Genomic DNA, 24,653 nt, shown 5'->3' with positions numbered 1-24,653 from the left:
CACTAATTATAACGAGTGTCTTAATGTATTTTTGATGCTAGCCTATAACAACTGTTATAACAAATGGATTTTCATGGGCACAATCTCTAATGAAGGTCGTCAGCGGGTCATTGAAGCCGCCGCAATCATGCTTGCTTCAAGCGGTTTACGAGCCATAAGCATTCGTGAAGTGGTCAAGTTTTCAGGTACTCCGCTTGGTTCCGCGTATCACAACTTCCCCGGTGGAAAACAGCAGATAATTACTGAAGCCATTATTTGGGCAGGCGCTCAAGCATCCGCACAACTCAGTGCTTGTCTTGATAAAGATCGAAACAACGGCATTAATTTGTTTTTATCACTATGGCGCCAACGCCTTGTTGGTTCACAATATCGTCATGGCTGTCCGATTGTTGCAGCTGCGATAGAACTGCCAGAAGAGGATGAAGCTTCAGAAATAAAAGCGGCAGTAGCGCGAGTATTCAGTGATTGGCAATCATTATTAGCTCAACACTTTGAGTCTTTAGGTCACACAAAGACCTCAGCCAATGCCATAGCACTTAGCATTATTGCCTGCATTGAAGGCGCGGTTGTGATGTGTCGGGGATACCAAAGCATTGAACCCTTCGATGCTATTTTGGAATGTATCCCTAAATTAGTTGAGAAGACGCTCTAACCAACTCTTACTTATTCCCCTTTCTTTTTAGCTGAATGAATACAATAAAAAACCAGCACTTGGCTGGTTTTTTTATTGGAAGCGAATCCTACGTAAATGTTATTGCACACGCTCTACATGCGCGCCCAATCCTTGGAACTTCTGCTCGATATGCTCATAACCGCGATCTAGGTGATAGATGCGATCGACGATGGTTTTACCATCGGCGACTAAACCTGCAATCACTAGACTTGCCGAAGCGCGTAAATCGGTCGCCATCACCTGCGCACCACTCAAAGACTCAATGCCTTGAATAATGCAGGTATTGCCTTCAAGCTCCATGTTCGCGCCCATACGGATAAGTTCTGGCACGTGCATAAAGCGGTTTTCGAAGATGGTTTCGGTAATGGTCGCCGTGCCCTGGGCTAATACGTTGAGCACGCAGAACTGCGCCTGCATATCGGTTGGAAAGCCAGGATATGGCGCCGTCTTGATATTTACCGCTTTCGGACGTTTGCCTTCCATGTCTAGCTCAATCCAATCTTCACCTGTGGTGATCTTGGCGCCCGCATCTTCAAGTTTCGCGATAACAGACTCTAACGAAGCTGGATCGGCCTTTAAGCAACGGATACGACCACGGGTCACTGCCGCAGCCACGAGGAAAGAACCGGTTTCGATACGGTCAGGCATCACACGATATTCACAGCCCTGTAGACGCTCAACGCCTTGAATACGCAGTGTGGCACTGCCAACACCGGTGATCTTCGCGCCCATGGCAATCAAACAGTTCGCCAAGTCGATCACTTCTGGTTCACGGGCCGCGTTTTCAATCACGGTTTCGCCATCGGCGAGTGCCGCGGCCATCAACAGGTTTTCGGTCGCGCCTACGCTCACCATGTCCATAAAAATATGGGCGCCCTTTAAGCGACCATCGACACGGGCCTTGATATAACCTTCTTTCACTTCAATCTTGGCACCCATCATTTCGAGGCCATGTAAGTGAAGGTTTACTGGACGAGCACCAATGGCACAGCCTCCGGGCAATGACACATCTGCAGTGCCATAACGCGCTAATAACGGGCCAAGGATCAGAATCGAGGCACGCATGGTCTTAACGAGATCGTAAGGTGCGCAGAACTCGTTAAGGTTCTTGGTCGAAATACGGATTTGACCATTGCCTAATTCATCCACATCGGCGCCTAGGCAGCGCAGCAATTTACAGCTGGTGCTCACATCGCGCAAATTGGGGACATTCGACACAATAAAATCAGTCTCGGCTAACACGCCTGCCATCAGAATCGGCAGCGCAGCATTTTTAGCGCCGGAAATAATCACATCACCAGCAAGCGGAGGGCTTGCTTGAATCGCTAATTTATCCACTTTTCCTCACTACTAGCTGTTGAAAATTTTCTCGCGTTTCCATTGAGTCGGCGTGAAAGTTTTAATCGTTAATGCATGTAACTCACCGCTGGCGATATAGCTCATCAGGGGTGCATAAATGGCTTGTTGCTGTTTTACACGGCTCATGCCGTCAAAACATTCACCGACCGCGATCACTTTGTAGTGGCTGCCATCGGAGCTGGCGTGCACTTCATCGAGTGCTAACGCGTCACGTAAAATCTGTTCTATTAAGCTGCATTCCATGAAATTCGTTACCTTTTCAATTCGCTTCTTCGGTGAAGAAGGACTGTAAATCATATAAATCGATTAATTTTTTTAGCTGATCCGACGCTGAGCACAACTGCAATGGCGTGCCATGCTGACGCACTAACGCCAGCAAAAATGCCACGCCAGCACTGTCGCTGTACTCCAGCTCAGTGAGCGACAACATTTGGGTATCTTGGCTTAACAGGCTTTGCCTTTGCGACCAAAGTGCGACCACTTGCTCCTGTGATAAACGCCCTTTGAGGTGGCAAATTTTACCCTGTTGCACAAATTCAACCACGGCGCTTACTTCCCTGCTTTAGACTGTTTAGTCACTTTGTCTTTGGTGCGCTCTTCCAGCATCTTGATCACGGCATCAATTCCCTGTTGGCGGATAAGATTCGAGATTTCAGATTGCTTAGAGGACAGTAAACTCACGCCTTCGGCAACTAAGTCAAACGCCTTCCAAGAGTCATCCTTAAGGCGACGCACTTTAAACAACAGCTTAATCGGCGGACGACCCGCTTCGATAATCTGCACGTTGACATCGACAATCTTCTCATTGCTGAAATCACTACCGGGAGAAAACTCTACTTTTTGGTTAGTGTATTCGGTAAACGCTTGGGCATAGGTTGAGACTAGGTAGCCTTCGAAGGCATCGACGAAGCGATTACGCTGATCTTCGGTTGACTCTTTTAAATACTGGCCTAACACTTTGTAAGAGGCGTATTTATAGTCGATATAAGGCATCAACTCTTCGCGCACGATCACCTTTAAATGATCCGCATCGGCGTCGATCAAGGCTTTATCTTGATGAAAGCGGTCGAAGGTTTTGTTGGCAACGGATTTCACCATGGCGTACGGGTCCATAGTGTTAATCGGTGCATCATCCGCCAGTGCGGTCGTTGCGGTAAATATCCATACTAACGGCAGTAAAAAGCGCGATAAGCGTTTAAACATAGCGGTAACCCCTATTTATCCTTTGAACCCATACTATATAAGAACTGACCAATCAGATCTTCTAACACTAATGCGGAGCGAGTATCGTCAATCTTGTCGCCATCTTTAAGCATACTCACATCATCATCGACAAAGCCCGGTGTTAATCCGAGGAACTGCTCACCGAGTAAACCTGAAGTTAAAATAGCTAAGCTACTGGTTTCAGGGAATTTATCGAAACGCTTGTCCATTACAATCGTCACCACAGCCACCAGTTTGACTGGGTCTAAATCAATCTTACTCACGCGGCCAACCACTACGCCGCCGACCTTGACCGGAGAGCGTACCTTTAAGCCACCGATGTTGGTGAAGTTGGCAGTGAGGGTATAGCTGCTGTCGCTGGTCTGCACTTCGATATTGGCGACTTTAAACACCAACACCAAAAAGGCCGCTAAGCCCGTTAAGAGAAACATACCCACTAATAATTCAATTTTTCGTGTCAACATGCTCAGTTACCACTCTGTTAATCCGTCTATCTGTATCCTTGGCGCTGCAATCCGTTAGCGGCCAAACATCAGGGCTGTTAGTAAAAAGTCCAATGCCAGTACGGCGAGGCTCGATTGCACCACGGTCGAGGTGGTTGCACGGCTGATCCCTTCAGGATTCGGCACCACTTGATAGCCGCGATATAAGGCAATCCAAGTCACCACCACGGCAAAAACGCCGCTCTTAATCAGGCAGTTCACTATGTCTTGGCGCCATTCGACCGAGGCTTGCAGAATCGACCAGAAGGCCCCGCCATCGATGCCTTTCCATTCCACACCCACTAAATGGCCGCCATAAATGCCTACCGCAGTAAACATCAGTGCCAACAGCGGCATGCTGATCACCCCCGCCCAAAAGCGTGGCGCAATGATTTGCCTGAGCGGATCAATCGCCATCATCTCTAAGCTGGATAACTGCTCGGTACTCTTCATCAGGCCGATTTCGGCGGTCAGCGCCGAACCTGCGCGGCCAGCAAATAATAATGCTGTGACCACAGGACCGAGTTCACGCAGTAAGCTTAAGGCCACCATGGGGCCTAAGCTCTCCTCAGTACCGAAACCGACTAAGATGTTGTAGCCCTGCAGCGCCAACACCATGCCGATAAACAGGCCCGAGACCACAATAATGACCATAGATTGTACGCCGACCACATAGATTTGGCGCACTAATAATGGAAAACCTTTACGCACCCGAGGCCAGCGAAAAATCGCGCCCCAGAGCATCAGGCCCGCACGGCCAAAACCGAGCACTAAATCGATAGCGCTGCGGCCGAGGTCGGCAATACTGTCGAATAACTTCACTTGCCAGCTCCTTTAGCCATTAATTCTTGCTGATAATCCTTCGCCGGATAGTGGAAAGGCACAGGGCCGTCGGGCGCGCCTTGAATAAACTGTTTGAGCTGCGGATTATCCGCATGCTTTAACTCTTCAGGCGTGCCATGGGCGATCACTCTTTTATCGGCCACCACATACACATAATCTGCAATTCCGAGCACTTCATCCACATCGTGGGACACCACAATCGAGGTCAGATTCAACGCATCGGAGAGTTCGCGGATAAGCTTCACCAGCACGCCCATGGAAATCGGGTCTTGACCGGCAAAAGGCTCATCGTACATCACCATTTCAGGCTCAAGGGCGATCGCCCGAGCAAGGGCGGCACGGCGCTGCATCCCACCGGATAATTCACTTGGCATCATCTGCGCGGCGCCACGCAGGCCAACGGCTTCGAGCTTCATTAATACGATTGAGCGAATAATCTCTTCGGGTAAGCCCGAGTGCTCACGCAGCGCAAAGGCGACGTTATCGAAGACGTTGATATCGGTGAATAAGGCGCCACTTTGAAACAACATGCTCATGCGCTTACGCAGTTCGAACAATTGGCTACGACTCGCGGCATGCACATCCTGACCATCGAACAACACTTGGCCGCTATCGGGCGTTAATTGGCCGCCGATAAGCTTAAGCAAAGTGGTTTTACCTATACCACTGGGGCCCATAATGGCGGTGACTTTGCCCCGAGGGATAGACAGACTAATATCTTCATATATGACACGCTGGCCACGGCTGAAGCCCAAATGACGGATCTCAACCAACGGCGTTTGTTCTTGAGTCATGCTTGATTCCGATATTTGAAAAGAGGTGGCCTACGCTTCCTGCCCAGACCAATCGAAGAGCCGCAAATTGTACGTAATTGCGCTTTAACCTACAACAGAATCGACACTATCGTCCTGCGATACTTTCAATTTGCCTCATTTCCAGCGAGAATGCGCCCTAAGTTTTCGCTCTGTGAAGCTAAAGTGTTACTTAATGTTTTCGCCCTTGTTGATAAATCAGCAAGTTTGTTTAGTTAAGGCTAATAAGATAAGCGAAATCACACTGAACTAGGCAAGACAACTTAACTCAAAAGCCATATTGAATGTCAAACTGGTTATCATGGCGGCCATAGCCATAAAAGTGGCTGCGCTAAAACAACCAAGACGATGATTTTGCTCAAGGCATTCAATCGCTAAACGGGTTATCCTGCCCCATTGCCGCCAACCCTATAGGCAAGGGCAGAACAATAAAACGCTACTCCGAGTAAGAAGCCGTTAATTTTATCATCTTTATCGCGTACCAAATTGTGCTATTCCAATCCCAGAACGGGGCGACAAAGACAATGCAAGAAGAGAGATAGACATGGTAGACCAATCACAATTGCGCCAGTGGGGCTGTAAAGTCATCGATATTGAAAAATCGGCCCTCGACAATCTTTATCAATATGTCGATTCCGTTGAATTTGCCCAAGCCTGCGAGTTAATTCTCAACTGCACCGGCAAAGTGATAGTGATGGGGATGGGGAAATCAGGCCACATTGGCAATAAAATCTCGGCCACCCTCGCCAGCACAGGCACCCCAGCGTTTTTTGTCCACCCCGGCGAAGCCAGCCATGGTGACCTAGGCGTGCTTTCGGACAATGATGTAATTCTTGCGATTTCAAACTCGGGCGAGTCGAGCGAAATCCTCGCGCTGATGCCGGTCATTCAACGTAAAGCCATTCCCGTGATTGCCATGACAGGCAAGCCAGAATCCACCATGGCGCGTCTCTCTAAAATTCATTTATGTATTGAGGTGCCAGAGGAAGCCTGTCCGCTTGGGCTGGCGCCAACTTCAAGCACCACGGCAACCTTAGTCATGGGCGATGCCATCGCCATTGCGCTGCTGCAAGCTAAAGGCTTTACCCGGGAAGATTTCGCCATGTCCCATCCGGGCGGCGCCTTAGGTCGTAAGCTGCTGCTTAAAGTCAGCAATGTGATGCACAGCGGTGATGATTTACCTTTGGTTAAACACGATATCTGCATTACCGATGCCCTGTATGAGATCTCCAAGAAAGGCTTGGGCATGACTGCGGTTATCGATGAACAAAACAAACTCGTGGGTATCTTTACCGACGGCGACCTGCGTCGCGTTATCGATGCCCAAGTCAACCTACGCACTACGCCTATCGCCGATGTGATGACGCGAAACTGTGTCACAATTACTGAAAACGTTTTAGCGGCGCAGGCGCTGCAAGTGATGGATTCCAAAAATATCAACGGCCTGATAGTGATAGATAAAGAACATCATCCTGTCGGTGCCCTCAATATGCTCGATATGGTTAAAGCGGGAGTGATTTAATGCCACAGCAAGGTTTTTACGGCCCCATCAGCGACGATGTTTGGCAAAGGGCGCAAAAAATTAAACTGCTGATCTGCGATGTGGACGGGGTGTTTTCCGACGGCCGCATTTATTTGAGTAACTCGGGTGAAGAGCTCAAAGCCTTCCACACCCGCGATGGTTATGGTGTGCGCTCGTTACTAACCAGTGGTTTTAATCTGGCGGTGATCACTGGCCGTCAGTCTAAAATTGTCGAAAACCGCATGACGGCGCTGGGTGTGACGCATATTTATCAGGGCGTAGATAATAAATTCGTTCCCTATGAAGAGCTGCTGTCGCTCTACAATGTCACCCCAGAAGAAGTCGCCTATATCGGTGATGATATTGTCGACCTGCCGGTGATGAATGTGGTCGGCTTGGCTGTCTGTGTCGCCGATGGCCATCCCTATGTCCGTCAACACGCCCATTTTGTGACTCACTTAAATGGTGGACATGGCGCACTCAGGGAACTTACGGATCTGCTCTTATTGAGCCAAAATAAGTTCACTTCCGCCCATGGGATGAGCATATGAGTCGTGTGACCCTCGCCATTATCGCCTTTTTTGGTACTGCGCTGGTGCTATATTGGCAAGTGCAGCAAAAACGCGGTGGCGATACGGATGACAGCTTGAACGTCAGCGACAGGCCCGATTACATTATCGAAGATCTGCGCAGCATTGAGTTTAATGAGCAAGGGCAAGTTAACAGTCGCGTCACGGCAAAGCACATGGAACACTATGAGCTGAAAAACCAAACCGACTTTACTCAGCCCGTCTATCTTGTCTATCCCGACCAAGGTAAAGCAAAATGGCAGATCCGAGCCGACCAAGGTCGACTCAACAAAGATACCGGCAAGGTTGTATTAGAAAATAATGTTATTATCGATGCCATCAGCCCTGGTGAACCCATACAGACATTGTCCACCAGTTTTTTAGAACTCGATCTCAACACTATGATAATGACCTCTGACCGCATCATTTACGTCACAGGGAAAGATTTTAATATTCAAGGGCAAGGCCTTTATGCCGACCTTAACGCGCAGGAAGTGCAATTGACCAGTCAGGTAGTAGGAACCTATGAAGCAAAATAACATATTACTTGCCGGCCTAATGCTAATCACCAGCATAAGCGCCTTCGCCAAGGTCGGTGACTTACAGCAAGAAGTGAAAATTAAAGCCGTCAGCCAAACTGCGGACATTAAAAACAACCAGATCATTTTCTTCGGTCCGGTTGAAGTCACCCAAGGCTCGATTAAAATCCATGCAGATCAACTACGTGCATTTTCTGCCGAAGGGGAAAACAGCAAGATTTTAGTGGCAACGGGCAACCCTGCGACCTACAGCCAAATTCTCGACGATGGACGCCCAGCTTCGGCGAGCGCCAAAGAAATTCGCTACGAAATGGCGACCCGCACCCTGACCTTGACGGGCTCTGCGACCCTAGACCAAGCGGGTAGCCAAGTTACGGGTAACCTCATCCGTTACGATATTATTCAGCAAAAACTGATCGCTGAGAGCACGGGTAGCGGCGATGATCGCGTGATTACCATTATTCAACCTGACAACTATCAGGAAGAACTCAAGAATCAGCCTGCGGACAAACCTGTGAAAAAACAGGATTCTAAATGACCCAAATCACTTTAAAAGCACAGAATCTCGCTAAGAGTTATAAGAGTCGTCAGGTTGTGAAAGATGTCAGCCTGACGGTCAAAACGGGTCAAGTCGTCGGCCTACTCGGCCCAAACGGCGCGGGTAAAACCACCACCTTTTACATGGTCGTGGGCTTAGTCAAAAGTGATAAAGGCCATATATTTATCGACGATGATGATTTAACTGCCGATCCCATGCACCTGCGCGCTCGCAAAGGCATTGGTTACCTGCCACAGGAAGCCAGTATCTTTCGCAAGCTGACAGTGCACGACAATATCATGGCGGTACTGCAAACCCGTAAAGAGCTCAATCGCGACCAACGCGAAGAAGAGCTGGAACATCTACTCGAAGAGTTCCATATCACCCATATTCGCGATAGCCAAGGCATGTCGTTATCGGGCGGTGAACGTCGCCGCGTCGAAATTGCCCGCGCCTTAGCGGCCAATCCTAAGTTTATTCTGCTCGATGAACCCTTCGCCGGTGTCGACCCGATTTCGGTTATCGATATCAAGAAAATCATCGAACAACTCAAGAGCCGAGGCCTTGGGGTACTGATCACAGACCACAATGTGCGCGAAACATTGGACGTCTGTGAACATGCCTACATTGTCAGTCACGGAAACCTGATTGCCGAAGGAACTCCCGCAGAGATCTTAGACAATCAGCAAGTTAGGGCTGTGTACTTAGGTGAACAATTCAGGCTATAGTTACTTAAACAGAGCCAATTAGCCTTGAATTTTGGCTTATCAGCGCCATCAATATGATAACAAGCGGCCTAAATTCAAAATAATAACGTAGGGATCAGCGGTAACATGAAAGCGTCACTCCAGCTCAAACTGGGTCAACAGTTAACCATGACGCCACAACTTCAACAGGCCATTCGTCTGTTGCAATTGTCGTCATTGGAACTGCAGCAAGAGATCCAGCAAGCCTTAGACTCTAATCCTCTTCTCGAGCTGGAAGAGGAGCAATTCGATGCGCCTACCGAACGTAAGCAAGATATCGCCGATACCGACTTTAGCGAAACGACGGCCCAGCCACAGGAACAAGACAATTCCACCGTGGACATTGCCGAGTCGCTGACCAAAGAATCCCTACCCGAAGAACTGCCCATGGACACCACTTGGGATGAAGTCTTTACCGCATCGCCAAACTCAGGTTCAGGCGCGAGCCGTGAAGATGACATGCCCTTCCAAGGGGAAACTAGTGAAGGCCTGTACGAACATTTAGAATGGCAAAAAAACCTCACGCCCTTCTCTGAAACCGATTTAGCCATCGCCACCGCGATTATTGATGCCATCGACGATCAGGGTTATCTCACTCAAAGTACTGAAGATATCCTCGAAGCTATGGGCAATCCAGAGATAGAACTGGATGAAGTCGAAGCCGTACTCAAGCGCATTCAACACTTCGATCCCGTCGGTGTCGCAGCAAGGGATTTAAGCGAATGTCTGCTTATCCAACTCTCCCACTTTGCGCCGGATACCCCACACCTCGAAAACGCCCGCATGCTGATCAAAGATCATTTAGATCTGATCGCTGCCCGCGACTTTAGGTTGTTGATGCGTAAAACCAAGCTTAAGGAAGATGACCTGCGCGAGAGCATTGCCCTCATCCAAACCTTAAACCCTCGCCCCGGCTTACTCATCACCCCTGTTGATGAAGAATATGTCATCCCCGATGTGTCGGTGTCGAAGAAAAATGGTCGCTGGGTGGTCGAGTTAAACCCAGACTGTATGCCAAAAATCAATGTTAATCAGCAATATGCAGCCATGGCGCGCAGCACTAAAAGCCAAGCCGATAGCCAATTTATCCGCGGGCATCTGCAAGAAGCCAAGTGGTTTATTAAAAGCCTTGAAAGCCGTAACGAAACACTGCTCAAGGTGGCAAACTGCATAGTGCAATATCAACAGGGTTTCTTCGAATACGGTGAAGAAGCCATGAAACCTATGGTCCTAAACGATATCGCCGAGGCGGTAGAGATGCATGAGTCCACCATTTCACGGGTAACCACACAAAAATACATGCATACCCCAAAGGGACTTTTTGAACTAAAATATTTCTTCTCAAGCCACGTCGGGACTGATGATGGCGGTGAGTGCTCATCCACGGCAATCAGAGCCTTCATTAAGAAACTGGTTGCAGCGGAAAACCAGAAAAAACCATTAAGCGATAGCAAGATGGCGCAACTTCTGGCAGAACAGGGAATTAACGTTGCGCGCAGAACCATTGCGAAGTACCGAGAGGCGATGCTTATTCCCCCTTCCAATCAGCGTAAAAGTTTATAGCCTAAAGTGGAAATCGGAGGACGTTTATATGCAAATAAACCTGAGTGGACACCATATCGAGATTACTGAATCGTTACGGGCTTATGTTGAGGAAAAGTTTTCAAAACTTGAACGTCATTTCGAACAGATCAATAATGTGCACGTTGTGCTCAATGTTGAGAAAATGCAACAAATTGCCGAAGCGAGAATCAACCTCACCGGTGGTGAAGTCTTCGCGACTTCAGAGCATGCAGATATGTATGCTGCCATAGACGTCCTGATCGACAAGCTTGATCGTCAGGTTATTAAACACAAAGAGAAGTTAACAAAACACTAGCAATGGAACTTCGTACCATACTGCGGCCGGAATGCACGACCTGCGCCACTCCGGGCAGTAAGAAAAAGGTACTGGAACTTATCAGCGACTTAGCCGCTGCCCAGTACCCCACCCTCTCATCTCAAGAGATCTTCGAAAGCCTAGTGGCGCGCGAAAAGATGGGGAGCACAGGTATAGGTAACGGCATCGCCATTCCACATGGTCGATTAACCGATATAACACAACCCATAGCCATATTGGTGAAATGTGAGGAGCCGATAGCCTTTGATGCTATCGATAAACAACCTGTCGACATTTTATTTGCGCTGCTGGTGCCTGCTGACCAATGTCAACAGCACTTAAGCACTTTGTCCTGCATGGCTGAAAAGCTCAGCGACAAACAAATATTGAAGCAATTGCGCAAGACGCATGATGAAACGGAACTCTATCAGGTAATCACTGGATGAAACTGGTCATAGTGTCAGGGCGCTCAGGCTCAGGCAAATCGGTCGCACTAAGAGTGCTTGAAGATCTCGGCTACTATTGTGTCGATAATCTTCCTTTGCCGCTGATTGGCAGCTTACTCGAACAGCTCAAGGGCAGTAACGATCTCGTCGCCATCAGCGTTGACGTGCGTAACCTGCCGGAGCAAGACAAGGTACTCGTCAAACAGCTCGCCAGCCTGCCAGAGGGCACTGAACTTACCAGCTTCTTCTTAAATTCCAGCGATAAAGTACTGCTAAAGCGCTACAGCGAGACTCGGCGCTTACATCCCTTATCTAAGAGCCGAGTATCACTGCAGGAAGCCATTAAGCTTGAAGGCAAATTGCTCGAGCCACTGTCGCAACAGATGGATCACTACATAGATACCTCGAATCTGAATATCTATGAACTCAGCGACCAAGTACGGCAAATCCTGCTTGGCAGTGTCGATAAGGAACTGGTGATCAACTTCGAGTCCTTCGGTTTTAAGCATGGTATGCCAACCGAAGCCGACTTTATGTTCGATGTGCGCTTTTTACCCAATCCCCATTGGGAACCCGAGCTGCGCCCCCTCACTGGCTTAGATGAACCTGTGGCAGAGTTTTTAAATCGCCAGCCACTGGTCAATAAGTTCATCTGGCAAATCGAGAATTTACTCGAAACTTGGTTGCCCCATTTAGAACGTAATAACCGCAGCTATTTGACCATCGCCATCGGCTGTACTGGCGGTCAACACAGATCGGTTTACGTGGCCGAGCAACTGGCTAAACGCTTTAGCAACGGCAAACACAAAGTGAATGCCCGCCACCGAGAGTTAAGCCATGCCAAAGCTTGAGCGCCAAGTCACCATCTGCAATAAACTCGGCTTACATGCCCGCGCCGCCACTAAGCTCGTGGTGTTGGCCTCAGAGTTTGATGCCAGCATTACGCTGATCCAAGGTGAGAAACAGGCCTCTGCCGCCAGTGTGTTAGGGCTACTCATGCTGGAAACGGGTATGGGTAAAACCATTACCCTGATTGCCGAAGGCCCGGATGCCGAACCAGCGCTCAATGCCATTTGCGCGCTTATTGACGCTAAGTTCGACGAAGCCTGCTAATTGCCTCGACATCTCATCTCGATGATCTCTACCGTTATTCAGTACCCTGTTTGGTTTTGATTTCAGCACCTTATACCAGTAAAACACATTTGTGACTCGACGCCCTCCCGTGCGCTCAATTACAATACACTGCTGCGCTTTGGCTTAAGTCCTCAACAGCCAAACGTCCCTATCCACCGTCGCCATCTTGGAGGAAACATGCCTGTAGAAGCCTCAGACAGCTTACAAGTCGAACAACGTCTCGACCAACTGAGCCATGCCCTCAATAGCGGTATGTTTGTGCATGTCAGGCAAATGCTGCAAAACATGGCGGCGTCGGATATCGCATTGATTTTAGAGTCCTCGCCCCCTAAGGCGCGGCAAGTGTTGTGGCAACTTATCGATCAAGATCAGCTCGGGGATATTCTCGATGAACTCAGTGAAGAGTTAAAAGATCCACTGATCCGCGCCATGAGCCCTGAGCGGGTTGCCAAGGCGACCGCCAGTATGGATACGGACGATCTCGCTTATATCCTGCGAAGCTTGCCGGATACCGTTTATAAGCAAGTATTGCAATCAATGAGTCTGCAAAACCGCCAGCGGGTGGAGCAGGCGCTTTCTTACCCAGATGAAACTGCGGGCAGCTTAATGAACACAGATACTGTGACCTTAAGGCCCGATGTGAATATCGATGTGGTACTGCGTTATTTGCGCCAACGGGGCAATCTGCCCGACACCACTGACACCTTATACGTGGTGGATAAGCACGATCGCGTACTTGGCGGGGTCAAACTTGCGGATCTGCTCACCTGCGATCCCAATACTCATATCAGCAGCATTATCGATACCGATATCGAGAGCATTCCCGTGGGCATGTCCGACAGTGAAGTCGCGCAGCTGTTCGAGCGCCATGACTGGGTATCCGCCCCCGTGGTCGATAGTGAGGGCAAGTTACTCGGGCGTATCACCATCGATGACGTGGTGGATGTTATCCGTGAAGACGCCGAGCACTCCATGATGGGGATGGCGGGGATGGACGACGATGAAGATACCTTCGCCCCTGTAGTGAAGAGCACTTTCCGCCGCTCACTCTGGCTGACAATTAACCTGTTTGCCGCCCTGTTAGCAGCCTCTGTCAGCAATATGTTTGAAGGCACAATCGAACAATTCGCCACGATTGCGATTTTAATGACAATTGTCCCTAGCATGGGCGGGGTCGCGGGTAATCAAACCTTAGCTCTGGTGATCCGTGGGATTGCTTTGGGTCATATTGGCCAGAGTAACGCCCGCTGGCTGATTGGCAAAGAACTCGCCATTGGCTTTTTGAACGGCCTCATGTGGTCGATTTTGGTGTTTATCGCGGTATTAGTTTGGAAAGATGATATGGCGCTTGCCAGCCTGATTGGCGGCGCAATGCTCATCAATATGACGGTCGCAGGACTGGCTGGCGCCAGTATTCCGCTGATCTTAAAGCGCTTAAAAGTGGATCCTGCGTTAGCGGGCGGCATGGTGCTCACCACAGTCACCGATGTCATTGGCCTATTTGCCTTCCTAGGATTAGCGACCCTGTATTTAATGCACTAGTACTCAACCTGCTAAAACGAACAACAAAAATGGCGCCATAGGGCGCCATTTTAATAAGTCAATTAGCACTATTTTTTAGGCGGCTGAAAACCATAACCCGTTAAAATCGCTTGTCCCTCAGGAGACAAAATAAACTCGGCTAAAGGCGCAGCTGCATTATTGGCATCCTTTAACACCAATAGGCCATAGTCGGCACCAACCGCTAGCTCAGGCGGTAAATCGACAATCTTGAGGCTTGGCACTTCTTTTTGTGCCAGCACCGCATTGGTGCAATAGGTTAAGAACACGTCCGCCTGCTTATTTTCCATCACCCAAGCATAGGGATTACGATCTTTCGGCGGTTTAGCGCTCTCAGGCCCACCCGTTAGCTGCAAGGCTTTGGTTTCTAATGTGGTTTTTGCATTGGCTTTTAAGGCCTCGGCTTTCGCAAACACGGCCCAAGCATAATCCCCCGCAGGATCGGCTTTTGGCGTCGACGTTCCGACTTTAGTTTGCGGCGCGAGCAGGGTATCTAATAAATTCGCACTGGTGAGTGGCACATCCGCCTGGGCAATGGCGCAGAGCTGGTTACGGGCAAACATTTGCACCTGTTGACCCGCTCCCGCATCGACTAAGGCCTGCGGGTGTTTCATATTCGCCGAGGCGAAGATATCGACTCGCTCACCCTCTTGGATCCGCTTGAGTAATAAGCCCGAAGGCGCATACTGCGCCGCGACTTTGGCGTCGGATTTCGCTTGATAAGCGGCAATAATATCGTTCATCGCCGCCTTTAAACTGCCAGCGGCCCTGAGTTCAATTGGTGCAGTTGCCTCAGAGCTCATTGTTGCGCCTTGCGCCATTCCCGCCATCAATGTCGCCCCTAAACTGATTGCGAACACTAAACCTTGTTTTGCCATGCTGTACTCTCCATTCACACAGAAATGTCCTAGTGCATACAAGACGGCAAAACCTTTAGCGGATCAAGTATTACCGCAGCTGGATAAATGCAAATCGGGACGATTGTGGCCAAGATCACTTAAGTCTTTTAGGTGACTGGACAAATTGTCCACTAAGGTAAATTGTTCCCTAATGCCCCCTAGAGCACATAGTTCGTTCACACAAATTGCCACCCAGTGCAGAAAGTAAAAAGTCGCCCGTAGGCGACTCTTATTTTATGGCAATTATTGCCCCGTTGGGGTTAACACAATTTCCACTCGACGGTTTTGGGCGCGACCTGCGGCATTCGCATTCGATGCGATAGGGCTCGCTTCACCCATGCCCTTAGATTTAACCCGAGCAGAAGCGACGCCCTTGCTCATCAGGTAGTTGCCCACTTCGCTGGCACGCACTTGTGATAAACGTAGGTTGTAAGCATCTGAACCGCTGCTGTCGGTGTAACCTAATACGTTCAGTTGAGTCTTGCTGTATTCCTTGGCCACCAGCGCTACTGAGTTCAATACGCGCTTAGCGCCATCGCTCAGCTCGGTTTGATCAACACCAAAAGTCACTTCGTTTGGCATGTTGAGAATAATATTGTCACCGTCGCGGGTCACACTCACGCCTGTCGAGGCCAGTTGTTGACGCAGTTTGGTTTCTTGCACATCCATGTAATAGCCAATACCACCGCCGACGGCGGCGCCAGAGGCTGCACCAATTAAAGCACCTTTACCGCGGTCACTCTTGCTTGATGACGCAACCCCAACAGCCGCACCGGCAACCGCACCAATTAAGGCACCAGTCGTCGCTTTCGCCGTTTGTTGTTCGTTGGTATAGGGATTGACAGTCGAGCAACCCGAGGCAATCAGGGCACTGGTAACCACGACAATCGCCAGCTTAGACGCTGGCAGAGATTTAATCAGAGAAGGCTTCATCATTTATGACCTCATAACATGATTGATGATGGTATTTGCCCGCCAAAAGGCAAAGGGCGTGGCAAGTCGCCAAAAGACACCATAAAAACCGCAGTATATAAACATTCTCTGTTGAGACAATCTTTAATCGCTTTATCGCTCAGTTTATGACTGATTTAATCGAAAACAACACTAAATGGAAACATCTCAAGATCATCTGCACAACATTTAGAGTAAAAGCACTGAAATAGTGCAAGCTGCACCGTTTCTGACATGACTCAAAAAAGCCACCGTTTGAAACATTTTAATAAGCATATGATTTTAAATAAAAATATAAATTTTAAAAAATTGGCACGGATCTTACATACTAATAAATAGGTAGAAGAGCAGAGGCGCTCAAGTGACTCACTCAACACCTTAAGTAAGCTGTTTGACATCGATGGACGTTAATCTAAGTGCCCGTTGTGAGGCATGGTAATCGAAGCACAATCCCAAAACGGATTGAGGAGGAAGAGATGAAACATCTGATGAAACTTATTAGTCATTGTCGCCACGAATGGTTGTCCCTGCGCCACCTAGGACATAGCCAGTGGGATATAGAGCAGCGTCACTAATCAGCAAGGAAAACACCGAAAGAACCAGCAAGTAGGCAGATCATAGAGTAAGAGGGATAGCCCATGGGAATCGCCAATCATAGTCTTAAACCAGACGTTATTTTTGAAGTGAAAGTTAAAGGCAGATTACTCTCTGATGTCGCACGACAGTACGGTATTTCGGCTAAAGCGGTTTACCAATGGGTAAGGGAAAGTGAGCAACAGCCGCAGCAAAGGGAATGCGCGTTAATGACTGAAATAGCGCAATTGCAAAAACGCATTAAACAGCTAAACAGTGAATTACGCACTATAGGTTGAGGTAACCTCGCCAGTGCCCTTATCGACAAGGCCGGACCCCATTGCATATTGCCCTGTAGGTCTAACGCGATATGAAAGTTGTGCTAAAAACAATAATAACAGCGCCCTTTTATGTCCGGCCTTGTCATCCAATTAATTGAATTAGATATAAATAACAGTTTAGACAGGGTCGGATGGGTATCTATTATCGCTCCCCAACGACCTAAGATATAAATCGTACAAATAACAATAATAACTGTGCTGTTTACTATCCGGCTCTGTCAACTTAATGCTCAAAGGGTATGCAATAGCAACAAAGGAAAGGTTTTGACAAGGCTTTAGAGGGAGTTATCTCCCCCAAAGATCAAATATGTGAATTGTGCTCCCCCAAGTCACGAACATATTACCCTCTTGGGTCTTGTCCTTTTATTCACGGATCAATGACGATCCAGCGCTAGGCTAGGATAGCGCACCACGGATGGCTGTGTTGCTTGCAACACCTCAGGTTTCGGCAAGGCTCGAGGGAGTTATCTCCCCCAAAGATTAAATATGTCGATTGTACTCTCCGACCAATCCAACATATTTTCTCCCTTTGGTCTTGTCCTTTTATTAAGTGGTCAATGGAAAGGAAGGGGCATTTGCCCAGCCAAGGATGGCAATGTGAGATATTCAAAATCAACACGTTAATAATATTCTCCAATAAAAAAGACGCTTATAAGCGTCTTTTTTATTGGGATGTCAGCTAATAGTTTTCGTTAGCTTCTTGAAGTCGCAGCTTGCGCTCCTGCGCCTCATCATAGGCGGCTTGAATTTCATCCAATACAGAATTGACATCGGCATCGACTAATACTTCGGTAAATTTACCCGTGAGCGGCGTATCCGCTTTTAATTGTCCCGCCTCAAACAGCGCCCACATTTCTTTGGCATATTGGGTCTTGAGTAGCTCGGGAGCGTACTGACCGTAATATTGCGTCATGTTATTAACATCACGCTCTAGCATCCATTTAGCATGGTTGTTGGCTGCGGCATCGACGGCCTGAGGTAAATCGATAATCACCGGGCCATTAGCATCCACTAGGACGTTAAATTCGGATAAGTCGCCATGGACTAAACCTGCGCAGAGCATACGTTTAACATAGGTCATCACTAACCCATGGTCGTGGATGGCTTGCTCAGCACTAAAGCTCACATCATTCAGACGGGGCGCGACATGGCCTTCGCTGTCGGTGACGAGTTCCATCAACAATACGCCATCGAAACAGCCAAAGGGCGTAGGCACTCTCACTCCCGCATCGGCTAAACGAAACAACGCATCGACCTCGGCGCTCTGCCAAGCCTCTTCCATCTGTTCGCGGCCAAACTTAGAGCCTTTCTCCATCGCCCTAGCGCGGCGGCTATTACGGACTTTGCGCCCCTCTTGGTAAACCACCGCCTGCTTAAAACTGCGTTTCTCCGCTTCCTTATATACCTTGGCGCAGCGAATATCCTCACCACAGCGTACCACGTACACTGTAGCCTCTTTACCGCTCATCAGTTGGCTAATGACTTCGTCAACCAGCCCTTCATCAACCAGAGGTTGGATTCGTTTAGGAGTTTTCATACCGACCTTATACCTTACTTAGGCGTAAGATGGAATGTGCTGGGCAAATCTTCATATAAAAGCAGCCTTATAAAGAGGATAGATAAAAAGATTCAGTTAAAGATACCTGACTTCAGTAAAAACTAAAGCACCTCGTGCAGGAACACAATAGCAAAACGCTGTGGATTTACCGTCAGTAAAGCTGCTGAAAATTACCCTCTATTGCCTGTACCTTGACTTAACGAGCGCATCGATTGACTCAAGCAACAAGACACTGAAATCCATTGTGATTTATACGAAGAGTGCTATCACACTGCCCACGCTTGCGGCGACTTTCAGCAATTGCCCGGCTTTGTAGTAGCCTTGGGTACTCTCTTGAGGTGGAGTTTCGCGATCACAAAGAGGTTCATGGGTCTTAGGTTCTGCCAAACCAAGTGCGCCATGGGCGAAAGATTGCAGGGCACCGACCTCTGTCGGAGTATTGTTATCACTCGATTCTTGAGGTTCAGTGCCTTTTTTAAGTTCTGCTTGCACCTCTTGAGAAGACGTAGAGGTCGTCGCCATGTGCGGCGCAGACCGTTTTACCCCCAAGGGCGAGCTATCTGATGGCGGCAGCGGAGCCAACATAAGGATTTCCAATACAAGATACTGAAAAGTAAAACTAACATTAACTCAATGCCTTAGCATTATTGCATCGCACGAGTTGTGACTCAGATAGGAAAAGTCCCCCAGAACTCTGCGCCAGCTAACCGTATTCGCGGCGAAATATAGCGCTAGCTCTCCCCTTCCCTAGGCTTTATGCTGATGCCATTTTGTGACTTGTCAGATCTTAGAATGCGCTACCTTAATTTTGCTTTGGCTCTTACCGCTCTCTCCCTCACCCAATGCACTAGCCTCTCACTCGAGGAATGTCGAGATAATGACTGGTACGCCACGGGTTTAGCCGACGGTAATCGGGGCGCTAACGCGAGTCAGCTCAATCAGTATCAGCAGGATTGTCGTGAGTTTAATCTCAGAGTGGATGTAGCCCAGTGGCAACAGGGATATCAGCAGGGACTTATCAGCTATTGTCTGCCCGAAAATGGCTATCGCGTAGGTTTAGCTGGAGAGAATTACTATGGCGTTTGTAACAACAATCAGTTTGTTGAGCGTTATAACCAAGGACACGAGCAGTATCTGGTGAATAAACGTCTAGCCGAAATTGCCGACCGCTTAAATGCTATCGATAGCGAGATCAGTAGCATCAACAACAAGCTAAACAACCTCACCGATAAAGCCGAACTGCTAAAGCAAAAGAACGCCCTTTTGAACGAGAAAAACCATCTCCTCGACGAAAGACAACGCCTTCGCCGAGGCGATATCCGCTTTGAGTTTCGCTTCTAAGTGTTCGTGTCAGAATGGCTTAAGGGATAAGCCATCACTTAGAGATGGCTTCTTTGGTATTGATAATACTGATTTTGTTGGCGACTTTAATCTTGTTAACCTTAGGCACACGCAGGAAGAAGCCATAGTAGAGCAAGCTAGCGGATGTCCAAGCGATGGCCAAACTCCATAAATCATGGCTTAAGAAGTGGGCACCACGAAGCTCCTGCGCAAAACCAAATACTGCACCTAAGACAATGCCGAAGATTAAGCCGGTCTTAGCATACTGGGGGCGGTATTCCTTCAACACATAATAGCTTGCTACCCAAGCAAAACCGCCGCTCGAATGTCCACCGGGGAAACACTGACCAAACTCGGCGCCCTCTGGCAAACGAGCAAATAGGGATGAGTGCATCATGCGACCACCAAACTCAAGCACATCCCAGGGACAAGTCATATGAGTAAGACTCTTACCAAGGCGCACTAAGACCACACTCGCAAGCACACTGCAAAACAAATAGATAAAACCTTTACGATAAGGTCGCAACTTGTCGACGCGAAAGCTTAAGCCAATGCAGCTAGCGACGACAACCGCAAGCAGAATCACCAGATTTCGCCCAGTGACATGCAGCAGCCCCTCTGTCAACCAATGGCCACGCAAAGGCCAAGAATCGCCCCCACCCTGCCAGTGAAATAACAAGCTGGCGAACCGCATATCGGCATGGGTCAGTTCGAGCCAAAAAATAATCACCGCAAACACAAGCCAAGGTGCAAGCAAATGTCCCTTTGCGAAGCTGAAAAATGTCGTACTAACATTACTTTTCATAGTGTGATGCACTTAGTTATCCACTCGCCAAAATACCCAGCACCAGACTACGGGCTAATTCTTATCAAAAGCTTAAGGAAACCAAAACACGGAAATTAACATAAATATTACAAATCAAAGCAAACTTAATCGTGGTGGAAAACTCGAAAACGAAGAAAAAGGCTATAGTGTATAAATAACAAAGTGCTTTTTGGATGAGCCTCAAATGCCCTACAAGTTTGCCCTCCAACAATCTCAAAAAGAACGTTTATTCGCGGATATCGCTATTGATACAGGCAAGATTACCGTGCCGCCTGAGATGCTAGAGAATTGGCAACAAACCTTAGATCTGCTCTCCGAGATAGTGGATACGCCGGCCGCGCTTATCATGCGCGTTCACCCTACCGAGATTGAAGTATTTGCCTCAAGCCATAGTCAGGGAAATCCCTACAAGCCCCACGACAAAGAACATTTAGGCCATGGCCTGTATTGCGAAACCGTAATGAAAGAATGCCGAGAACTCCACATCCCCAACGCCTTGAAGGATGCCGATTGGGATAAAAATCCCGACATAAAACTGGGGATGATAGCCTACTGCGGCCTGCCCTTGCATTGGCCCGATAACAGCACCTTCGGCACCATTTGTATGCTCGACAGTAAGGAGCGTAACTACAGCCAGCAGTTCCGCAGTTTATTGGCACGATTTCAAAATGCTATCGAAACCAATCTGATCACTCTGTTCCAACAGGCTAAGTTGCAGCTCCATAACCAACAACTCGAACAGAAAGTGCAGCAACGCACCCATGAACTGGCAGAACTCAGCGCCAAGTTAATCCGTGAAATTGAAACCCGTACGACGACCGAAAGCTCACTTGAGTATCATAAAAGCTACGATCCGCTGACAGGGTTACCCAACAGGCTCAATCTCATCAACACCCTAGCGAATATGCTGGAAGAGATTAATCGTAAAGAAAAAATATCAGTGTTTTACCTAGGGCTGCGTAACTTTAAATCCATTAACGACAGCTACGGTTATCTTATCGGCGATAAGATACTCACCATCTTGAGCCAACGCTTACAGCATTGCACAGACGGTCATACCTTTATTGCCCGCATCGCAGGGGCGGAGTTTGTATTGGTGCAAGCACATAAACCCTCGCAGCGCGAAACCAATAAAGTGCTTAATCAGATCATCAACTGCTGCAATTCGCCCTTTGGTATCGCCGACTTTGTGATCACTATTCCCTCGTCAATCGGCATAGCCCAGGCACCAAGCGACGGTATTGATGCCGCAACCCTGCTGCAAAAAGCAGGTGCCGCCATGACCATTAGTAAGGCCGAGGGCACACCCTATAGCTTTTTTAATCAAGATACCCAAACGGCACTGAGCCAGCGTTATCAGCTCGAGTCCCACTTAGTCGATGCACTGCAAAAAAACGAACTGAGCCTTCAATATCAGCCCTTTATCGAGTTGAAAACTCACAAAGTGATTGGCGCAGAAGCGCTGCTGCGTTGGCACAATCCCGTGCTAGGACAGGTTCCCCCCGACCGATTTATCGCCTTGGCCGAACGTAATGGGCAAATCATGGAGATAGGTAACTTCGTGCTCCACAGCGCCATTAAACAAGCCGCCGACTGGTGCCAAATGCTGCAGCGGGACTTTAAAATCGCCATCAATATCTCCCCCGTGCAAATGCGTAATCCCCGCTTTGCCGAACATATTGCCGAGCTACTAACCCTTTACCAATTACCTGCTACGGCACTGGAGCTCGAGATCACCGAAGGAATGCTATTGCAGGACGAGCACTTAGCCCATAACGCTATTCAGCAATTGCAGGAACTGGGGATCCGCATCTCACTCGATGATTTTGGCACCGGCTACTCTTCCCTAAGCTATCTGCAAAAGTATTCCTTCGATACCTTAAAAATTGACCGCTGCTTTATCAGTAAGCTCGAAAACAGTGAGCAGGACAGGGAGTTAACTAAGGCCATTATCGCCATAGGTAAAAAACTCAAACTGAAGGTGATTGCCGAGGGAGTTGAAAACACCCATCAGGACAGTTTTATCCGTAGTGAAGAATGTGATTTAGGCCAAGGCTATCTCTATGGCAAACCCATGACGCCAGCACAATTTGAGCGAGAGTTTATCCGCAAGCCAGAGGCTTAAATTGATTTTGTAAAAGAAAGCACTGTGACTTGATGCCGTCATGCCTTGTTAATGCCGAACAAACAAGCATCTAGCTTGAATAAGCGCGAACAAACAAATCGGCCGTTAAAATAAAAAGCCCCCGCAACCTAAATTGCGGGGGCTTTACTATGAGGGGTTAGCTCATATTCAAGAATGTTTACTTGTAAGTTGCTTCGCGTTTTTTCGCTTCTTCATCCCACTTAGGTAACACGTCTTTCTTGAATGCTTCTTTCTCTGCATTCATCTTGTCCATGTCCATACCCAGTGCAGCTTGAGCTTTCGCTTTGGTAGAGATATCAGGGATAGCAACCGCGTCAGTCACGCCTTTCTTCGCCAGTAATTGGGCTAATTTCACGCGAGCATCAGCCGCTTTATCAACTGCAGTACCTAGGATACGCAGTGCTTCTTCTGGCGCGTGAGCCGCAACACCGTGAGAAGCAATCGCGAAGTCCCAGCGCCATTGAGCGTGACGGATATCAGTCAGGATTGGCTTCATTTCGGCTTCAGTGGCACCCACTTCCCACGCCTTAGCGGCTTCGAAGTGTGCTTTCACTAATTGACCTTCAGCGCGAGCTTTCAGCTCTTTCACTTTGGCATAACGCTCTTTAGTGATGCCTTCTAAGAACTCTTTGCTTTGGCTATGGCAAGTTGCACAGGTTTCGTCGAAGCGGTCGAATGGGTTACCCACTTTATGATCTGTGTACTTACGACCTTTGTCGTTAGTCACTTTAGGCATGTGACAGTCAACACAGCTTACATCGTTCTTACCGTGTACGCCCAGTTTCCAAGTTTCATAACCAGGGTGTTGTGCCTTCAGCATTGGCGTTTTAGACAGCGCATGAGTCCAGTCAGAGAACTCGATAGCATCGTAGTAAGCTTCCATTTGTTCAACAGTAGTACCTGAATCCCATGGGAATTTTACGAAGCCTTTGCGATCGTCTTTCTTCTCGAAATAGTATTCAACGTGGCACTGACCGCAAACCATAGATTGCTTGTCTTTCTTCGAAGCTTTGTCGAATGGTGTGCCGATAGTTTCCATTGCGCGCTCAGCGAATGGACGTGAAATGCGTAGTTTGGGGGTGCCTTTTTCGTGGCAGTCGCTACAACCGATAGTGTTAACGACTTCTGGACCACCTTTAGCCCACTTGCCTTTGAAGTAACCGTCTTCACCTTGTTCTTCGATCAGGCGAGGTACGTCAGGACTCTTACAGCTCCAACATGCCATTGGCATTGGGCCGTCTTCGGCATTGGCTGGTGCGCCAGTACGTAGCGTATTACGCACGTCAGTCACGGCATACATGTGGCCGCGAGGTGCGTTGTAATCTTTTGCGAAACCATAACCGGCCCACAGGATCACTAAGCTAGGATCGCCCGCTAATGCGTCGGTGATCTCTTCACTTTTTGCAGTGTCATGCCAGCTATTGTATTGATTAGCAAACTTATCTTTGTATACTTCGTTGCGTGGCTCAGTCTTATCGCTCGCCATCGCACCCGCCGCCATGAAGCTCGCGGCAACCAATGCACTGAGTGCAAAGGACTTACCTGTCATCTTCTTCATCATCTCATCTCCGTGTTGCATTATTTTAATAAATCACGACATCTCCAAGGCCAAAGTTAGTGGCTTAAACCCTCCAAAGACATACCTCTTAGGGGGTATCTAGAACGAAGTTTGCGCTAGATCAAAATGTAATA

The 24,653-nt window shown here is 48.4% G+C and carries 28 protein-coding genes; 15 read left to right on the top strand and 13 right to left on the bottom strand.

Annotated elements, in window-relative coordinates; all coding sequences use genetic code 11:
* Positions 1 to 73 precede the first annotated feature (73 nt).
* The gene (locus tag K0H59_RS03460; protein ID WP_220054673.1) at positions 74 to 652 is read left to right on the top strand and encodes a TetR/AcrR family transcriptional regulator; all 579 of its coding nucleotides are present in this window, start codon (positions 74 to 76) and stop codon (positions 650 to 652) included.
* 99 nt (positions 653 to 751) lie between these two features.
* On the opposite strand, the gene murA is transcribed toward K0H59_RS03460, so the two are convergent.
* Genes murA through mlaF form a run of 7 tightly spaced genes read right to left on the bottom strand, consistent with a single transcriptional unit; the run spans position 752 to position 5,375 of the window.
* Positions 752 to 2,011 carry a UDP-N-acetylglucosamine 1-carboxyvinyltransferase gene (gene murA / locus K0H59_RS03455; protein ID WP_011621482.1) on the bottom strand — a complete coding sequence of 420 codons (1,260 nt, stop codon included), beginning with the start codon at positions 2,009 to 2,011 and terminating at the stop codon, positions 752 to 754.
* Between the two features lie 12 nt (positions 2,012 to 2,023).
* Positions 2,024 to 2,275 (bottom strand): BolA family protein, encoded by a 252-nt coding sequence (locus K0H59_RS03450; RefSeq protein WP_011621481.1) that lies wholly within the window; start codon positions 2,273 to 2,275, stop codon positions 2,024 to 2,026.
* 16 nt (positions 2,276 to 2,291) lie between these two features.
* Positions 2,292 to 2,576: a lipid asymmetry maintenance protein MlaB gene (locus K0H59_RS03445; protein ID WP_220054672.1), complete on the bottom strand. Its 285-nt coding sequence runs from the start codon at positions 2,574 to 2,576 to the stop codon at positions 2,292 to 2,294.
* A 5-nt stretch (positions 2,577 to 2,581) separates the two neighbouring features.
* Positions 2,582 to 3,235, bottom strand: coding sequence for a phospholipid-binding protein MlaC (locus tag K0H59_RS03440; protein ID WP_220054671.1), 654 nt, complete (start codon positions 3,233 to 3,235; stop codon positions 2,582 to 2,584).
* Positions 3,236 to 3,246: 11 nt separating this feature from the next.
* The gene (gene mlaD, locus K0H59_RS03435) at positions 3,247 to 3,720 is read right to left on the bottom strand and encodes an outer membrane lipid asymmetry maintenance protein MlaD (RefSeq protein WP_011715852.1); all 474 of its coding nucleotides are present in this window, start codon (positions 3,718 to 3,720) and stop codon (positions 3,247 to 3,249) included.
* 54 nt (positions 3,721 to 3,774) lie between these two features.
* Positions 3,775 to 4,560, bottom strand: coding sequence for a lipid asymmetry maintenance ABC transporter permease subunit MlaE (mlaE, locus tag K0H59_RS03430; RefSeq protein WP_011715851.1), 786 nt, complete (start codon positions 4,558 to 4,560; stop codon positions 3,775 to 3,777).
* Positions 4,557 to 5,375: a phospholipid ABC transporter ATP-binding protein MlaF gene (gene mlaF / locus K0H59_RS03425; RefSeq protein ID WP_011715850.1), complete on the bottom strand. Its 819-nt coding sequence runs from the start codon at positions 5,373 to 5,375 to the stop codon at positions 4,557 to 4,559. Before mlaF ends, mlaE begins: the two co-directional genes overlap by 4 nt.
* 562 nt (positions 5,376 to 5,937) lie before the next feature.
* On the opposite strand from mlaF, the gene K0H59_RS03420 reads away from it, so the two are divergent.
* From K0H59_RS03420 to mgtE, 11 genes are all read left to right on the top strand, one after another.
* The gene (locus K0H59_RS03420) at positions 5,938 to 6,915 is read left to right on the top strand and encodes a KpsF/GutQ family sugar-phosphate isomerase (RefSeq protein ID WP_011715849.1); all 978 of its coding nucleotides are present in this window, start codon (positions 5,938 to 5,940) and stop codon (positions 6,913 to 6,915) included.
* The gene (kdsC, locus tag K0H59_RS03415) at positions 6,915 to 7,466 is read left to right on the top strand and encodes a 3-deoxy-manno-octulosonate-8-phosphatase KdsC (protein ID WP_023268678.1); all 552 of its coding nucleotides are present in this window, start codon (positions 6,915 to 6,917) and stop codon (positions 7,464 to 7,466) included. The genes K0H59_RS03420 and kdsC overlap by 1 nt, the downstream gene beginning before the upstream one ends.
* Positions 7,463 to 8,023, top strand: coding sequence for an LPS export ABC transporter periplasmic protein LptC (gene lptC, locus K0H59_RS03410; RefSeq protein ID WP_208660126.1), 561 nt, complete (start codon positions 7,463 to 7,465; stop codon positions 8,021 to 8,023). The genes kdsC and lptC overlap by 4 nt, the downstream gene beginning before the upstream one ends.
* On the top strand, positions 8,010 to 8,561 hold the full coding sequence (gene lptA / locus K0H59_RS03405; protein ID WP_220054670.1) for a lipopolysaccharide transport periplasmic protein LptA: 552 nt from the start codon (positions 8,010 to 8,012) through the stop codon (positions 8,559 to 8,561). The genes lptC and lptA overlap by 14 nt, the downstream gene beginning before the upstream one ends.
* On the top strand, positions 8,558 to 9,289 hold the full coding sequence (gene lptB / locus K0H59_RS03400) for an LPS export ABC transporter ATP-binding protein (protein ID WP_011621471.1): 732 nt from the start codon (positions 8,558 to 8,560) through the stop codon (positions 9,287 to 9,289). The genes lptA and lptB overlap by 4 nt, the downstream gene beginning before the upstream one ends.
* Before the next feature lie 105 nt (positions 9,290 to 9,394).
* Positions 9,395 to 10,870: an RNA polymerase factor sigma-54 gene (locus K0H59_RS03395; protein WP_220054669.1), complete on the top strand. Its 1,476-nt coding sequence runs from the start codon at positions 9,395 to 9,397 to the stop codon at positions 10,868 to 10,870.
* 28 nt (positions 10,871 to 10,898) lie between these two features.
* The gene (gene hpf, locus K0H59_RS03390; RefSeq protein ID WP_007650503.1) at positions 10,899 to 11,186 is read left to right on the top strand and encodes a ribosome hibernation promoting factor; all 288 of its coding nucleotides are present in this window, start codon (positions 10,899 to 10,901) and stop codon (positions 11,184 to 11,186) included.
* Positions 11,187 to 11,188: 2 nt separating this feature from the next.
* Positions 11,189 to 11,632: a PTS IIA-like nitrogen regulatory protein PtsN gene (gene ptsN, locus K0H59_RS03385; RefSeq protein ID WP_011621469.1), complete on the top strand. Its 444-nt coding sequence runs from the start codon at positions 11,189 to 11,191 to the stop codon at positions 11,630 to 11,632.
* Entirely contained in the window at positions 11,629 to 12,483 is an 855-nt protein-coding gene (gene rapZ / locus K0H59_RS03380) for an RNase adapter RapZ (protein ID WP_011073702.1), read from the top strand. Before ptsN ends, rapZ begins: the two co-directional genes overlap by 4 nt.
* Positions 12,470 to 12,745, top strand: coding sequence for an HPr family phosphocarrier protein (locus tag K0H59_RS03375; RefSeq protein WP_011627201.1), 276 nt, complete (start codon positions 12,470 to 12,472; stop codon positions 12,743 to 12,745). The genes rapZ and K0H59_RS03375 overlap by 14 nt, the downstream gene beginning before the upstream one ends.
* A gap of 198 nt (positions 12,746 to 12,943) precedes the next feature.
* Positions 12,944 to 14,308, top strand: coding sequence for a magnesium transporter (mgtE, locus tag K0H59_RS03370; protein ID WP_011627202.1), 1,365 nt, complete (start codon positions 12,944 to 12,946; stop codon positions 14,306 to 14,308).
* 68 nt (positions 14,309 to 14,376) lie between these two features.
* Here the strand turns inward: mgtE and K0H59_RS03365 are convergent, their stop codons facing one another.
* Together K0H59_RS03365 and K0H59_RS03360 are read right to left on the bottom strand one after the other, a co-directional pair.
* The gene (locus tag K0H59_RS03365; protein ID WP_220054668.1) at positions 14,377 to 15,204 is read right to left on the bottom strand and encodes a molybdate ABC transporter substrate-binding protein; all 828 of its coding nucleotides are present in this window, start codon (positions 15,202 to 15,204) and stop codon (positions 14,377 to 14,379) included.
* A gap of 264 nt (positions 15,205 to 15,468) precedes the next feature.
* Entirely contained in the window at positions 15,469 to 16,161 is a 693-nt protein-coding gene (locus tag K0H59_RS03360) for an OmpA family protein (RefSeq protein ID WP_220054667.1), read from the bottom strand.
* A gap of 653 nt (positions 16,162 to 16,814) precedes the next feature.
* Between K0H59_RS03360 and K0H59_RS03355 the strand changes: the two genes are divergently transcribed.
* The gene (locus K0H59_RS03355) at positions 16,815 to 17,048 is read left to right on the top strand and encodes a transposase (RefSeq protein WP_220054666.1); all 234 of its coding nucleotides are present in this window, start codon (positions 16,815 to 16,817) and stop codon (positions 17,046 to 17,048) included.
* Between the two features lie 721 nt (positions 17,049 to 17,769).
* Here the strand turns inward: K0H59_RS03355 and K0H59_RS03350 are convergent.
* The gene (locus K0H59_RS03350; RefSeq protein ID WP_011715841.1) at positions 17,770 to 18,627 is read right to left on the bottom strand and encodes a PA4780 family RIO1-like protein kinase; all 858 of its coding nucleotides are present in this window, start codon (positions 18,625 to 18,627) and stop codon (positions 17,770 to 17,772) included.
* A gap of 270 nt (positions 18,628 to 18,897) precedes the next feature.
* A complete protein-coding gene (locus K0H59_RS03345) occupies positions 18,898 to 19,233 on the bottom strand; it encodes a hypothetical protein (RefSeq protein ID WP_258405887.1) in 336 nt (111 codons plus the stop codon).
* Between the two features lie 207 nt (positions 19,234 to 19,440).
* Between K0H59_RS03345 and K0H59_RS03340 the strand changes: the two genes are divergently transcribed.
* Positions 19,441 to 19,989 (top strand): DUF2799 domain-containing protein, encoded by a 549-nt coding sequence (locus tag K0H59_RS03340; protein WP_220054664.1) that lies wholly within the window; start codon positions 19,441 to 19,443, stop codon positions 19,987 to 19,989.
* Between the two features lie 34 nt (positions 19,990 to 20,023).
* Here the strand turns inward: K0H59_RS03340 and K0H59_RS03335 are convergent, their stop codons facing one another.
* Positions 20,024 to 20,794: a phosphatase PAP2 family protein gene (locus K0H59_RS03335; protein ID WP_220054663.1), complete on the bottom strand. Its 771-nt coding sequence runs from the start codon at positions 20,792 to 20,794 to the stop codon at positions 20,024 to 20,026.
* 205 nt (positions 20,795 to 20,999) lie between these two features.
* Between K0H59_RS03335 and K0H59_RS03330 the strand changes: the two genes are divergently transcribed.
* Complete coding sequence (locus K0H59_RS03330; RefSeq protein WP_220054662.1) at positions 21,000 to 22,940, top strand: GGDEF domain-containing protein; 1,941 nt, start codon at positions 21,000 to 21,002, stop codon at positions 22,938 to 22,940.
* Positions 22,941 to 23,118: 178 nt separating this feature from the next.
* Here K0H59_RS03330 and nrfA read toward each other — a convergent pair whose 3' ends face one another.
* Positions 23,119 to 24,522, bottom strand: coding sequence for an ammonia-forming nitrite reductase cytochrome c552 subunit (gene nrfA / locus K0H59_RS03325; RefSeq protein WP_220054661.1), 1,404 nt, complete (start codon positions 24,520 to 24,522; stop codon positions 23,119 to 23,121).
* Positions 24,523 to 24,653: the final 131 nt, after the last annotated feature.

The sequence above is a fragment of the Shewanella sp. FJAT-51649 genome, assembly GCF_019457435.1.
Classification (GTDB): Bacteria; Pseudomonadota; Gammaproteobacteria; order Enterobacterales; family Shewanellaceae; genus Shewanella; species Shewanella mangrovisoli.
Note: the sequence above shows the minus strand (reverse complement) of the source record. Positions and strands in the feature narration are given on the sequence as shown.

Bases quoted from the DNA above. Each gene is read 5' to 3' on its own strand.
- lptA (WP_220054670.1), top strand. From the start codon at position 8,010: ATGAAGCAAAATAACATATTACTTGCCGGCCTAATGCTAATCACCAGC.
- K0H59_RS03345 (WP_258405887.1), bottom strand. From the start codon at position 19,233: ATGTTGGCTCCGCTGCCGCCATCAGATAGCTCGCCCTTGGGGGTAAAA.
- K0H59_RS03365 (WP_220054668.1), bottom strand. From the start codon at position 15,204: ATGGCAAAACAAGGTTTAGTGTTCGCAATCAGTTTAGGGGCGACATTG.
- K0H59_RS03460 (WP_220054673.1), top strand. From the start codon at position 74: ATGGGCACAATCTCTAATGAAGGTCGTCAGCGGGTCATTGAAGCCGCC.
- rapZ (WP_011073702.1), top strand. From the start codon at position 11,629: ATGAAACTGGTCATAGTGTCAGGGCGCTCAGGCTCAGGCAAATCGGTC.
- K0H59_RS03360 (WP_220054667.1), bottom strand. From the start codon at position 16,161: ATGATGAAGCCTTCTCTGATTAAATCTCTGCCAGCGTCTAAGCTGGCG.
- mgtE (WP_011627202.1), top strand. From the start codon at position 12,944: ATGCCTGTAGAAGCCTCAGACAGCTTACAAGTCGAACAACGTCTCGAC.
- K0H59_RS03450 (WP_011621481.1), bottom strand. From the start codon at position 2,275: ATGGAATGCAGCTTAATAGAACAGATTTTACGTGACGCGTTAGCACTC.
- hpf (WP_007650503.1), top strand. From the start codon at position 10,899: ATGCAAATAAACCTGAGTGGACACCATATCGAGATTACTGAATCGTTA.
- mlaD (WP_011715852.1), bottom strand. From the start codon at position 3,720: ATGTTGACACGAAAAATTGAATTATTAGTGGGTATGTTTCTCTTAACG.
- K0H59_RS03340 (WP_220054664.1), top strand. From the start codon at position 19,441: ATGCGCTACCTTAATTTTGCTTTGGCTCTTACCGCTCTCTCCCTCACC.
- K0H59_RS03330 (WP_220054662.1), top strand. From the start codon at position 21,000: ATGCCCTACAAGTTTGCCCTCCAACAATCTCAAAAAGAACGTTTATTC.
- K0H59_RS03420 (WP_011715849.1), top strand. From the start codon at position 5,938: ATGGTAGACCAATCACAATTGCGCCAGTGGGGCTGTAAAGTCATCGAT.
- kdsC (WP_023268678.1), top strand. From the start codon at position 6,915: ATGCCACAGCAAGGTTTTTACGGCCCCATCAGCGACGATGTTTGGCAA.
- ptsN (WP_011621469.1), top strand. From the start codon at position 11,189: ATGGAACTTCGTACCATACTGCGGCCGGAATGCACGACCTGCGCCACT.
- K0H59_RS03355 (WP_220054666.1), top strand. From the start codon at position 16,815: ATGGGAATCGCCAATCATAGTCTTAAACCAGACGTTATTTTTGAAGTG.
- K0H59_RS03335 (WP_220054663.1), bottom strand. From the start codon at position 20,794: ATGAAAAGTAATGTTAGTACGACATTTTTCAGCTTCGCAAAGGGACAT.
- nrfA (WP_220054661.1), bottom strand. From the start codon at position 24,522: ATGATGAAGAAGATGACAGGTAAGTCCTTTGCACTCAGTGCATTGGTT.
- lptC (WP_208660126.1), top strand. From the start codon at position 7,463: ATGAGTCGTGTGACCCTCGCCATTATCGCCTTTTTTGGTACTGCGCTG.
- K0H59_RS03440 (WP_220054671.1), bottom strand. From the start codon at position 3,235: ATGTTTAAACGCTTATCGCGCTTTTTACTGCCGTTAGTATGGATATTT.
- K0H59_RS03395 (WP_220054669.1), top strand. From the start codon at position 9,395: ATGAAAGCGTCACTCCAGCTCAAACTGGGTCAACAGTTAACCATGACG.
- lptB (WP_011621471.1), top strand. From the start codon at position 8,558: ATGACCCAAATCACTTTAAAAGCACAGAATCTCGCTAAGAGTTATAAG.
- mlaF (WP_011715850.1), bottom strand. From the start codon at position 5,375: ATGACTCAAGAACAAACGCCGTTGGTTGAGATCCGTCATTTGGGCTTC.
- K0H59_RS03375 (WP_011627201.1), top strand. From the start codon at position 12,470: ATGCCAAAGCTTGAGCGCCAAGTCACCATCTGCAATAAACTCGGCTTA.
- K0H59_RS03350 (WP_011715841.1), bottom strand. From the start codon at position 18,627: ATGAAAACTCCTAAACGAATCCAACCTCTGGTTGATGAAGGGCTGGTT.